Source organism: Pseudomonas sp. LBUM1643 (assembly GCF_059716215.1).
In genome coordinates this window covers 2,145,746-2,157,771 of record NZ_CP166813.1, presented here as the reverse complement: position 1 = coordinate 2,157,771, position 12,026 = coordinate 2,145,746, and the positions used below count along the sequence as shown (strand labels likewise).

Below are 12,026 nucleotides of genomic sequence, written 5' to 3'. Positions count from 1 at the left end.
GGTTGCGTCCGGGTAATGAGCTGGCTGGATGAAGCGCTCTTGGCGTGGTCGACCACTCGTCATCCAAAAGGCACCAATTACGCGGTCCGTGACACCAATTTCAGGTAACGACTCACTTTTGGAGACGTACCATGATCAATCTCAAAATCTCTTCCCTGATACTGGCAGGCTTGTTATCCGCGGCTTCTTTCGCCACTTATGCAGCCTCCGGCGATGGCGCTGATGCAACCGGTACCAAATCAGGTTCGACCGGTGGCTCGACGATGTCGCCCAACAACACCACAGGCGCCCCTGCACCCGGCAGCACGTCGGGTAGCAGCAGCGGATCGAGCTCATCAAGCGGCTCTGGCGTTAATACCAACGGCGGCACCAGTGGCTCTGGCGCAGGCGGAGGTACCGGTGCGGCCGGTGGGGGAACAGGTGGCGCGGGAGGTGGGACAGGCAGCTGAACGCGTAAAGGCAGTCGATAATTAACTGTCGGCTGCTTTGTTCGCCGGCTCGCTCATCTCAACGATCAGACCGCATCAACGCTTCTGCGCCGCCTTCCATCGACAGCGCCGCGGCGCGATTGCGACCTGAATGTTTGGCCTGATACAACGCCGCGTCTGCACGCTCAACGAACACTTCGAGACTGTCGCGCCCCGTTGGCACGAATGAATAGCACCCCAGGCTCACTGTCAGATTGCCTGTGGGCGAACCGGTGTGGCTAATGTTCTTGTCGATGACACTGCGTCTTATTTGTTCGGCAATTACCATCGCCCCCCCGAATGTCCGTGTCCGGCAGCAACACCGCGAACTCCTCCCCGCCGTAACGCACCGCCAGATCGGCCTTACGATGGCAGCAACCCTTTATCGCCCGGGCCACTTCAGCCAGGCAGTGATCACCGGCCACGTGCCCGTAGGTATCGTTGTAACGCTTGAAGAAATCGATATCGAGCATGATCAGACTCAATGAACTCGCCTGGCGGGCCCCACGTCCGAACTCGATGTCCATCGCCCGCTCGAACAGCCGTCGGTTGGCCAATCCGGTGAGACTGTCATGGGTCGCGATCAACTCCAGGGCTTCCTGAGCCTCACGCAAATCAGTCTCGATGCGTTCGCCATTGCGTACCTGCTGAATGAATACCCAACCGAACAGCCCCACACCGAGCAACACCAGCGCGACAATTACGATGGATTGAAACGCTGTGTCGTACCAATGCTTGAGAATCGCATCCTCGGAGGAAGCGGCGGAAACGACCAGCGGGTACGCGTCCAGCTGACGGTAGCCGTACAACCGCACAATGCCGTCCACTACAGAGCCGATCATGGCGTTGCCGGTGGATGCCTTGGGCAGCAATGTCTGAAAGATTTCCCCCTGGGCCAATGACGTACCGATCTGTGCCTCCACGAACGGTCGTCGAGCCAGTAAGGTCCCATCGGTCAGCGCCAGAAACATCGAACCGTTGTCATCAATGCTGAAGCTTTTGAAGAATTGATCGAAGTAAGACATCTTGATCCCGGCCATCAAGATGCCCTGGAACTTGCCGTTTCGGTCGTTCACCCGCTTGGACACCGGAATGATCCACTCTCCGTTCTCCCTGCTGCGGATAGCCGGACCGATGTGAGCCACAGATGAAACGTTCTGCTGGTGAAACTTGAAATACTCACGGTCTGCCACACCCGCACCGCGAGGCAGGTCGTCAAACGAGGTCACCACCCACTGCCCCTGCTTGTCGAACAGAAAAATGCCGTGCAACTGATTCAGCGTCAGTACTCGCCGCGCGAAGGTTTTGCGTAGGCGTGGCAACTGCGCGGCGCCGTAGCCGTCGGCCTGAATCCAGTCGGCCAGGCTGCTCAGTACCAGGTCGGCCTTCATGAAAGTGTCTTCGGCTTGCTGCGCCATGGCACGGGTCAGGTTGGACGATGCCACCTGCGCTTCAGCCAGATCATGGCGGCGGGACTGCTCCAGTTGCAGGTACAACAGACCACAGAGACACAGGCAGACCGCCGCAATAAACAATACCGCTGCCTTACGCAGCGGTAATCGTTTCAACGTACCACCGGGGGTGTGAAGCGGATCGTGAAGGGGAATTGGCAAAAGCTCATCCTGAGAGGGCAAGGCGTGGGCACCGACCCAAAGCCCTTGTTTTTTGTGAGCGTAGTCTACGCCTTAGTGACGAGACAATTGTCCTTTAGAGGCATCGCATCACACTATGCGGAACAACCTGCGAACCTTGAACCGCTTTATGTAGCAGCTGGCGAAGCCTGCGTCCGGCTGCGCAGCAGTCGTAAAATCAAGCAGCGCGATATTTCAGGACGACCGCGCGTTCAGGTTTACGACTGCTGCGCAGCCGAACGCAGGCTTCGCCAGCTGCTACAGGTTTGGTTTCATCAGGGGGATTAACCAGCAATCATCCTGTCGACGTCCTCAAACGTCACTCGGGGAACCAGTTCAGAGGGAATCCTTGAGGATCTGGACAGGTTGTAGACCTGAAAGTCTTTGTTCATGACGTACTTCGACAGGATCTTGAACGACGGCAGGATACGGGTATGAAAATGCTCGTCCAGCGTACAAGGTGAAACGAACGAGCCCGGCGTTTCATAAAATCGATTCGCCGACTGATCGAGATCGACGCCCACCAAAAACACTTTGGTAAATCCCACGTGATAGGCAATTTGCAGCGCCAGATAGGCCACGGTGCGGGCATCAAAAAAACCGCGTTTGAGGTTCTTGCTGAACCCCAGGCTTCTATTGCGACCCGCCCCCAACTTTCGACTTCTGATGAGCTCCTCGTCGCGTCGACACATCAGATCGAACCAGGAAAGTTTCGGTGCACGGGTCAATAGATACAGCTGACCCGCAGGATCAAGTGCCTCGTAATACATGTGGTTTTGTGGCACGGCCACACGCTGACTAAGGCGCATCGCTTCCCCACTCAGACGGGGCTGCTCCCTGTAGAAAGCGTCATCCGAGCAGATGTAAAAGTACGGTTTGACGCCAGAGCCGATAAACAACGAAATCGCCCCGTTCATTGTGATCATCGGCACGTCGGCATACTTCGCCAGGGGAAAATCTTTGGCCGATGCACCTGAAGCGATAATAAAAACCGCGCCATTTTCAACATTGCGGCACTCTTCCAGGTCACGCACCTGTCGCGGACTTTTGAGCAGTTCCTTGGCTTTTTGCGCAACATCCATATTCAGCCCCCTATTGTTTCGGGTTGATCACCACGGCGGGAGCTCCTGCCCGCAGCAAATCCAGAATGGGTAATTTCGACGGCAGATTCAAACTCTTCAGGACCGCCGAATCGTAGTCGTAGACATCGGGTTTGAAAGTCACCCGACCGTCCTTACTCAGGTCCACCGTCCAGTACGCCAACAACACCGGCACTTTGACCGGCAGCTTGATGTTTTGCGTCTTGCCATTGGCCAACTGTTTCTGAATACCGGCACTGTCCCAATGTACCGGGTCGTTGAACAACAGCTCGACCAGTTGCAACGGGTTCTCTACGCGAATGCAGCCCGAACTGGTGGCGCGCACGGTTTTGGAGAACAACTCGCGATGTGGCGTGTCGTGAAGATAAATTGCGTAGTCATTGGGGAACCGGATAACCACCTGACCCAACGAGCTGTCCGGACCGGCGTCCTGGCGCAGGCTGATGCCACGCGGGTTGCTCCAGTCAACGCTCGACGGATCAAGCACCGCGCCCTGCCGGTCGATCACTCGAATACGGTTCGCGGCGAGGTAATCCGGGTTCTTCTGGATCTTCGGAATTACATCTTCCTTGAGAATCGTCGGCGGCACCGTCCAGGTCGGGTTGAACGTGACATAAGTGATCTCGGCCTGAAACACCGGGGTATTGCGAAACGGTTTACCCACCTGCACCCGGGAGCGCCAGATCGGTTTGCCGTCACGGTACATCGCCACTTTGTACCCGGCGATATCGACAATCACGAACGTACCTTGCAGCTTGTACAGCAGCCAACGCGCGCGCTCCATGTTCACTCGCACCTGATCGATACGCGCGTCCACGGGCACGTTCAGCGCCGCCAGGGTCGTCGCCCCTGCCACGCCATCGGCACCAAGGTATTGATCGGTTTGATACTTCTTCACCGCCGCAGTGACGGCGGCGTCGTACTGGGTTCCCCGCGCCAGGCGCGGATCAAGAAAACCGCCAGCCACCAGCCGCGCTCGTAACTGCGCGATGGCAGGTAAATCCATACCCGGTTTGAGCGACTGACCTTCGGCAACTTTCGGCCAGCCACCGATCTCGCGCACCTTGCGTAACTGCGCCAAGCCTTCACGCAAGCCCACGTAAACGGCCTCTTGGGGCGGCGCCTGGGCAAAGGCGCTGGCCACATCATGCTGATCGAGCGCGATGAAAAACTTGTTCACGTCTTCACGTGGATCGACATCGGCCGGGTCGAAATTCCAGTGAATATCCAGTCGAGAAGGATCGACCTTGCCGCGGCGCAATTGCAGCAGCGCAGTCAGGAATGTGTGGGTCGCGGCAATATCAAACGCAGCGCGTTGCTCAGGTGTCGATGTTTCGGCCTGCATCAACGGCTGGGACCTGGCCAGCTCATCAATGTGAAAATCCGCCGGGTTCAACCCTTCAACCTGAGTGGCGTGCAGGCTGGTGAACAACTGCGCGACGTCCTTTTCGTTTGTCCAGGCCGCGCGGTAACCGCGATGGGAGTAGAAATCCAGCACCATGCGACTGATATCGACTCGCTTGTAACGCGACGAAGTCAGCAATGGCGGAAATGCTGTGGTAAGTGGCGAAAGCTTCGCTTGAATCGCCTGGCCGACGTTGTCGTCGACGGCTGCATCCCTAAGGATGTTCGGAGCAATTGTCGGCTCAATCGACGAATTTTCTGCAAGCGCAGAACCGCTGATCAGAAAGACCATAAAAAACACGCGGCTTATGACGAATAACCTTGTTAATTGCACCATGGATAATCCTTAATCTCCCGAATTAAACGGCTAGCTTCCCGCAAACAGCTAGACTCGAAACTATCACGATGAGACATCTATATGGCGCGAGACCGCATTCGTTCGTTATTCACGGCCCTGCTGCTGACATCCCTTTCAGTACCGGCAGCGTACGCCGATTCACTTGCAGCCGCTCTCGTCAAAGCCGCTCCCGATGCCAACGCCACTGTTATAAACCTCGCCGTACGTGCTTCACAATGCTCACAAGTCCAGGGCTCAATTCCTGCCCAGCGTCTGGCCGTGATCGATTACTCACTGCCTTCGACCAAACAACGCCTGTGGGTGTTCGATTTGAAAAAGCGCAAATTGCTTTTTCATGAACTGGTTGCCCACGGCCGAAACAGCGGCGAGAACATGGCCGTGAACTTCTCCAATCAAAATGAAAGCTTCGCCACCAGTCTGGGGTTGTATCGCACCCAGGCGAGTTATGTCGGCCAAAATGGCTATTCACTTCGCATGGAAGGCCTGGAGCCCGGCTTCAATGACAACGCATTTGACCGCGCCATCGTCATCCACGGCGCGCCCTACGTCAGCCCGGTGCTGGCCCGTGCCAATGGCCGGATCGGCAGAAGCCTGGGTTGCCCGGCCGTGCGACCTGCGGTTGCCCGCCGACTGATTGATTCGATGAAAGATGGGCAGTTGCTGTTTTCGTATTACCCGGATCAACGCTGGCTGAAATCTTCTTCTTATATTAATTGCAGCGGCGCCACTGTGGCCTCGGCCGGGAAAACCACCAATCGCAAATAGGTTACTTGTGAACTATGCCCTTCCCCAAAGGGCATAGTTCAATGCTGGATTCTGCTCTGCTTTGATGGTTTGATCGGTTCACCCGAACCATCAAATAAGCCTAAAAATAATGAACAACCTGAAAAGCACGATGCTACTCGGTAGCCTGCTCGCCCTGTCCATTAGCGTGCAGGCCCAGGAAGGCCCTTCTCATCTGGACAGCGTCCTGCAGCAGGGCCAACTGCGCGTCTGCACGACCGGCGACTACAAACCCTACACGTACAAAGCCGAAGACGGCGAATACTCCGGCATCGACATTGCCATGGCCCGCTCACTGGCCGATAGCCTGGGCGTAAAGGTCGAATGGGTGCCAACCACCTGGAAAACCCTGATGCCTGACCTGGTCGCGGGCAAATGCGACATCGGCATGGGCGGCATCTCCGTCACCCTGGAACGCCAGAAGAAAGCCTTCTTCAGCACCACGCTTGATGTCGACGGCAAAATCCCCTTGGTGCGCTGCGAAGATCAGTCGCGGTACCAGACAGTCGAGCAGATCAACCAGCCATCGGTGCGTTTAGTTGAACCGGCGGGCGGTACCAACGAAGCGTTTGTTCATGCCTTCCTGCCCAACGCGCAACTGCGGTTGCATGACAACGTGACCATCTTTCAGGAGCTGCTGGACAAGAAAGCAGACGTGATGATTACCGATGCGTCGGAAGCGTTGTTCCAGCAAAAACTCAAGCCTGGTTTGTGCGCGGTGAATCCGACTCAATTCATGCAGTACGGCGAAAAGGCCTACTTGCTGCCTCGCGATGACATGACCTGGAAGCTTTACGTCGATCAATGGCTGCACCTGGCCAAGGTCTCCGGGAATTATCAGAAAGTGCTGGGACAATGGCTGGCAGTGCCCGCCCCTAACTAACAATGCGTCTCCTGTAGCAGCTGGCGAAGCCTGCGTCCGATTGCGAAGCAATCGCTAATTCAGCGCCCTCCCAACAGCAGGAGGGCCGCTTTCGCACAATCAGGACATTCGCGGAGCGTCCGCCCACTTCCCCATCTCTTGATGCGATATATTTCCGCCGCACACCACGAGGCCGATGACTGCGTTATCAGGAAGCTCTGGTGCGGTAGCAATTACCGCAGGGATGAGCGCCCCAGTCGCGAGCTCTACCCATAATCCCGCCTCCTCTCCGAAGGCAAGCATGCCCTCGATCGCCTCCTGGTCAGTCACGATCACCATGTCTTCTACATAGTGTTGAGCGTGGGCCAGCATCAGTTCATCGATAACGGGCACGCCCAGCGTTGAGATGATAGAACTGATCTGGACGTCAACCGGCTTTCCGGCCTGCAAAGCCTGGTACATGGAACTCGCCCCGACCGTCTCGACGCCCCAGATCCGAATGTCGGGTTTGATCGCCTTCAACGCCGTCGCCACACCCGCCAGCATCGCCCCGCCACCGACGGCAACGAAGACGTCAGTGAGTGCAGGGCAATCGGCAATAAACTCAAGGGCAAGCGTTCCGTGGCCTTCAGCGATCAGCGTATCGCTGCAATCATCTATGACCACATACCCCTCTTCCTCCAGCGCTTTCGCCCTGGAAAACGCAGCATAAACATCGCTTTCCACAATGACCGAACTGCCAGAGGAGCGAATCCGTTCAATCGACGACGACGGCGCACTCTTCGGGACGATGACCGTCACGTCAGCACCGAAGCGCTTCGCGGCCTCGCCGATGGCAATACCAAAATTACCGCCGCTGACCGCAACGAATTTTGCGCTGCTTACATCTTCCGACAATGCCGAGAATTTATTGAGTACGCCGCGGGCTTTGAACGATCCGCCAACCTGCAGGTTTTCAAGTTTGAGGAAGACGGGTCGTTGGGTCTTTTCAGTCAGACGAGGGCTCGAAACAGTTGGGGGGCGGATCACTGAACCAGATATCCGCTGCGCGGCGGCGACGATGGAGGTGAAATTGATGAGATCTGGGGGCGAATGGAGCGGTTTTCTTAACATGGAATCCCTTCCTCGAAAAACTCGGTAGCCGGATGCTAGCAGCCCGTTTTATGACTGTCTCGCGTAATCCACCCCGTTGCTACAGGGCATGGAAGCAGGACTCGCTCAAAGCTCAGCGCCTCAACTCTGATAAACTCCACCACCTCTCAGCCTCACCGACTCCAGATTTCCCCATGCTCCCAATCACCGCTGCACCTGCGCCAATGTCCCGCCGCTTTTCTGTTGCTCCGATGATGGATTGGACTGACCGCCATTGCCGCTTCTTCCTGCGCCTGCTCTCCAAGCACGCCCTCCTCTACACCGAGATGGTCACCACCGGCGCTTTGCTCAACGGCGATCACGAGCGTTTCCTGCGCCACAACGAGGCCGAGCACCCGCTTGCGCTGCAACTCGGTGGCAGCGTTCCGCTGGACCTGGCCGCGTGCGCGCGTATGGCTCAGGAGCATGGTTATGACGAGGTCAATCTGAACGTTGGCTGCCCGAGTGATCGGGTGCAGAACAATATGATTGGCGCGATGCTGATGGGGCATCCGCAGTTGGTGGCTGATTGTGTGAAGGCGATGCGCGATGCGGTGTCGATTCCTGTGACGGTGAAGCATCGCATCGGGATCAATGGGCGGGACAGTTACGAGCAGTTGTGTGATTTCGTTGGCACGGTGCGGGATGCCGGGTGCACGAGCTTTACGGTGCATGCGCGGATTGCGATTCTTGAGGGGCTGTCGCCGAAGGAGAATCGCGACATCCCCCCACTACGCTATGACGTGGCGGCGCGGTTGAAGACGGATTTTCCGGAACTGGAGATTATTCTCAACGGCGGGATCAAGACGCTGGAAGCCTGTCACGAGCATTTGCAGACGTTCGACGGTGTGATGCTGGGTCGTGAGGCGTATCACAACCCTTATGTGATGGCCGAGGTGGATCAGCAGCTGTTCGGCAGCACGGCACCGGTGATCACTCGGGCCGAGGCGCTGGCGCAGTTGCGTCCTTATATAGCCGCGCATATCGATGCGGGTGGTTCGATGCACCATATCACCCGGCATGTGCTGGGGCTGGGCACCGGTTTTCCGGGTGCGCGCAAGTTTCGGCAGCTGTTGTCGGTGGATATTCACAAGGCCAAGGAGCCTTTGGCGTTGCTGGATCAGGCGGCGGAGTTGCTGGAGGGGCGTTAACGGTCGCCCGGGTTGAACCTGTTCACTGTTTCGGCATCGTATTTATCAACACCGCGCCCCACCTTTCAAACAGCTGTTTTCAGGTTGTTGCCGCTGGGGCCTTCGATAGGTACACGCGCCCTTGAGTGGCTGTCAGCGCTCGGGTAATGTCATCAAATCCAAAGGACAGAGCAAACTCATGACTTCCAAGCTGGAACAACTCAAACAAATGACTACCGTGGTTGCCGATACCGGCGACTTCGAAGCGATCGCTCGTGTTAAACCGGTGGACGCTACCACCAACCCTTCCCTGTTGCTGAAAGCGGCGGCCATTTCCGGTTATGCCGAATTGCTGAACGCTTGCGTTCATGACTGCAAGGGCGACGTCGGCCTGGCCAGCGACCGTTTTGGCGTGGCGGTAGGTCAAGAGATTTTGAAGGTTGTACCGGGGCGCATTTCCACTGAAGTGGATGCGCGTCTGTCGTTCGACACTGACGCCGTATTGAAGCGTGCGCACCGTCTGATCGAGCTGTACGACAAGGCCGGCATTGGCCGTGACCGCGTGCTGATCAAGATCGCGTCCACCTGGGAAGGCATCCGTGCTGCTGAGAAGCTGGAGCAGGAAGGCATCCAGACCAACCTGACGCTGCTGTTTTCGTTTGCTCAGGCCGCAGCGTGTGCCGATGCGGGCGTGTTTCTGATTTCGCCGTTTGTGGGCCGTATCTACGACTGGTACAAAAAGGCCAACGGCAATGACTACACCGGCTCGGATGACCCGGGTGTACAGTCGGTGACGCGTATCTACAACTACTACAAAGCCAATGACTACAAGACTGTGGTGATGGGCGCGAGCTTCCGTAATCTGAATCAGATTGAGCAACTGGCCGGGTGCGATCGACTGACCATCAGCCCGGAACTGCTGGAGAAACTGGCGGCGGACAACGGCAAGCTAGAGCGTAAACTGGCGCCGGGGCATGCCGGGGAAGCGCGTCTGAGCCTGAACGAAGCGCAATTCCGCTGGTTGTCTAACGAAGATGCGATGGCGACAGAGAAACTGGCGGAAGGCATTCGCCAGTTTGCTCGGGACCAGGAGAAGCTTGAGGCGTTGTTGCAAGCCAAGCTGTGATCTAGTTCAAGGCAATGCAAAAAGGGCGAACCCTGGTGGGTTCGCCCTTTTTTTGTGCGCTGGGATTGATGCGAGGTTCAGGCTGATTTGGCTTGCCAGGGGCTGTCTGACGCGACGCGGGGATGGTTTGGGGGCGCTACGCACCCCAGCGGGACGGTGCGACGATTCGACAAGCTCCCTCGCCACAGATCACAGGATGACCCGAAATCAGTGCCGCTCTAGCGCGTTCACGAGGTCGTGGAAGGCTTCACGGTTGGAATCGTTGAGGCCCATCAGGATCTTGTGTGCTTCGAGCACCTTGATCCGCACGATTTCTTCGGATTGATCCTGGTCTGGCAAGTCGGTCAGGCATTCAGGGCATGGGATCGGGCGGTCAACGATGTTGAACACTTGCTCGAAGCCCATGGACTGCAGCAGACGCGTGATGTCTTCGTGGGTGGTCACGACGGTCGGCAGCAGGCCGACCTTTTGCCGCGACAGGATCGACAATTTGGCCAGCAGGCCAAGGGTGGTGCTGTCGATGCTGCGGGTTTCGGTCAGGTCGATCACGATCGCGTTGAAATTCAACGCGGTGAAGATCCGCTCAATAGTCGCATCCAACGCCGAACATAGGGTCAGGCGAACTTCACCGACGAACTTCAGAACGAAGGTGCCGTCCTGTTCGGCGAACTGGATTCTACCGGTACTCATTGAAGATTCCTGCTCAACACCAACAGGGCGATATCATCCGGCATCTCCCCTAGCGTGGCCAATCCAAAAACCTGCCGCAACCCATCCAGGGTGCCGCCCGCAGCCTTGACCCGTTGGGGCAACGCCGCCTCTTTTTCTTTGAGTGTAGGCTCTGGCAGAAGGTCCAGAATGCCATCGGACATCAGCGTCAGGCTGAACGTCGGCGGCAGCTCCAGTACGTGGTCTTCGTAAGTGGCTTCATTGAAGAGGCCCACGGGCAGACCACGCCCTTCCAGATAACGAACACTGTCCGGTGTGTACAACACAGGCAACGGTAAATGACCACCGATGCTATAGGTCAACAAACCTGTCTCCTCGTCGATGACTCCACCGACCATTGTGACGTGTTTACCCAGCTTACAGCTGATCAGGCCTCGGTTGATATGACCAAGCACCTCTGAAGGCTTGAATTCGGGCAATGTACCGCTGCGTTTGGATTCGAACAGCAAGCGCGTGGTCATGAACTTCAACAGCACGGTAACGAAGGCTGATGAAGCGCCGTGACCGGAAACGTCCGCCAGATAGAACGCTACACGGCGCTCGTCGACCCGAAAGTAGTCAACGAAATCACCCGAGAGGTACAGCGACGGGATGATCTGGTGGGCAAACTGGAAATCGTCGATTGTCCACGGACTCACCGGCAGCATGTTCATCTGCACCTGGCGACCGGCGTTCTGGTCTTCCTGGAGCAGGTTCAGGCTGGCTTCGAGCTCGCGATTGGCCTTCTCCAGCTTTTCACGGTAGCGCTGGTTTTCCAGCAGCAGGCGCGCACGATCCAGAGCCCGGCGCACAGAGTGCTCGAGCACGGCCAGGTCTTCGAGAGGCTTGATCAGGTAGTCCGCCGCGCCCAGGCGCAGGGCCTCGACCGCGTCGTTCATCACGCCGGCGCCCGAAACCACGATCACCGGTGTCTGCGGCGAACGCTCGGTGACCTGACGGATAAGTTCGAGTCCGCCCATCTGCGGCATACGCAGATCGCAGATGACCAAGTCGGGCTTGTCTTGCTCGAATACCTGAAGACCTTGCTGACCATTGCTGGCCTGCAGGACGCTGAAACCACTGTCTTCCAAATAGGCGGCGAGGCTCGCGCGCACTACTTCGTCATCATCGATTATCAGCAGCGTGGCACTGGTTTTTGGCATGTGGGCAAACGGCGCCAGAATTAGGTTGGCGTAGCCGGCAGGTTTTCAACCTCACCGTACTACTGGATTCGCTTTCTAGCCTCTCTGTCGCACCGCTTTCAGGCATTTGCCCTACACACAGTTACACCAGAGGTGCCCTTCTAAGGCGCAGACGGTACTCCCA

At 57.1% G+C, this 12,026-nt stretch carries 10 protein-coding genes and 1 pseudogene; 5 read left to right on the top strand and 6 right to left on the bottom strand.

What is annotated here, in order from left to right; translation table 11 throughout:
* The first annotated feature begins 131 nt into the window (after positions 1 to 131).
* Positions 132 to 449, top strand: coding sequence for a hypothetical protein (locus tag ACA063_RS09665; RefSeq protein ID WP_497665661.1), 318 nt, complete (start codon positions 132 to 134; stop codon positions 447 to 449).
* A 58-nt stretch (positions 450 to 507) separates the two neighbouring features.
* Here the strand turns inward: ACA063_RS09665 and ACA063_RS09660 are convergent.
* The 3 genes and pseudogenes from ACA063_RS09660 to ACA063_RS09650 form a co-directional block, all read right to left on the bottom strand.
* Positions 508 to 2,080 (bottom strand): annotated as a pseudogene (locus ACA063_RS09660) (sensor domain-containing diguanylate cyclase).
* A 302-nt stretch (positions 2,081 to 2,382) separates the two neighbouring features.
* Positions 2,383 to 3,180 (bottom strand): WaaZ-like lipopolysaccharide core biosynthesis protein, encoded by a 798-nt coding sequence (locus tag ACA063_RS09655; RefSeq protein ID WP_497665660.1) that lies wholly within the window; start codon positions 3,178 to 3,180, stop codon positions 2,383 to 2,385.
* A gap of 10 nt (positions 3,181 to 3,190) precedes the next feature.
* Positions 3,191 to 4,939 carry a L,D-transpeptidase family protein gene (locus ACA063_RS09650; RefSeq protein ID WP_497665659.1) on the bottom strand — a complete coding sequence of 583 codons (1,749 nt, stop codon included), beginning with the start codon at positions 4,937 to 4,939 and terminating at the stop codon, positions 3,191 to 3,193.
* An 81-nt stretch (positions 4,940 to 5,020) separates the two neighbouring features.
* On the opposite strand from ACA063_RS09650, the gene ACA063_RS09645 reads away from it, so the two are divergent.
* A complete protein-coding gene (locus ACA063_RS09645; protein WP_497665658.1) occupies positions 5,021 to 5,725 on the top strand; it encodes a murein L,D-transpeptidase catalytic domain family protein in 705 nt (234 codons plus the stop codon).
* A gap of 109 nt (positions 5,726 to 5,834) precedes the next feature.
* A complete protein-coding gene (locus ACA063_RS09640) occupies positions 5,835 to 6,626 on the top strand; it encodes a transporter substrate-binding domain-containing protein (RefSeq protein WP_497665657.1) in 792 nt (263 codons plus the stop codon).
* 99 nt (positions 6,627 to 6,725) lie between these two features.
* Here the strand turns inward: ACA063_RS09640 and ACA063_RS09635 are convergent, their stop codons facing one another.
* Positions 6,726 to 7,718, bottom strand: a complete 993-nt coding sequence (locus tag ACA063_RS09635; RefSeq protein ID WP_497665656.1) for a threonine ammonia-lyase — start codon at positions 7,716 to 7,718, stop codon at positions 6,726 to 6,728.
* Positions 7,719 to 7,891: 173 nt separating this feature from the next.
* Between ACA063_RS09635 and dusA the strand changes: the two genes are divergently transcribed.
* Both dusA and tal read left to right on the top strand, forming a co-directional pair.
* Positions 7,892 to 8,887 (top strand): tRNA dihydrouridine(20/20a) synthase DusA, encoded by a 996-nt coding sequence (gene dusA, locus ACA063_RS09630; protein ID WP_497665655.1) that lies wholly within the window; start codon positions 7,892 to 7,894, stop codon positions 8,885 to 8,887.
* Between the two features lie 178 nt (positions 8,888 to 9,065).
* The gene (gene tal / locus ACA063_RS09625) at positions 9,066 to 9,992 is read left to right on the top strand and encodes a transaldolase (RefSeq protein ID WP_497665654.1); all 927 of its coding nucleotides are present in this window, start codon (positions 9,066 to 9,068) and stop codon (positions 9,990 to 9,992) included.
* Between the two features lie 207 nt (positions 9,993 to 10,199).
* On the opposite strand, the gene rssC is transcribed toward tal, so the two are convergent.
* Both rssC and rssB read right to left on the bottom strand, forming a co-directional pair.
* Entirely contained in the window at positions 10,200 to 10,682 is a 483-nt protein-coding gene (gene rssC, locus ACA063_RS09620) for an anti-sigma factor antagonist RssC (RefSeq protein ID WP_123403442.1), read from the bottom strand.
* Positions 10,679 to 11,863, bottom strand: a complete 1,185-nt coding sequence (rssB, locus tag ACA063_RS09615; RefSeq protein ID WP_497665653.1) for a two-component system response regulator RssB — start codon at positions 11,861 to 11,863, stop codon at positions 10,679 to 10,681. Before rssB ends, rssC begins: the two co-directional genes overlap by 4 nt.
* Positions 11,864 to 12,026: the final 163 nt, after the last annotated feature.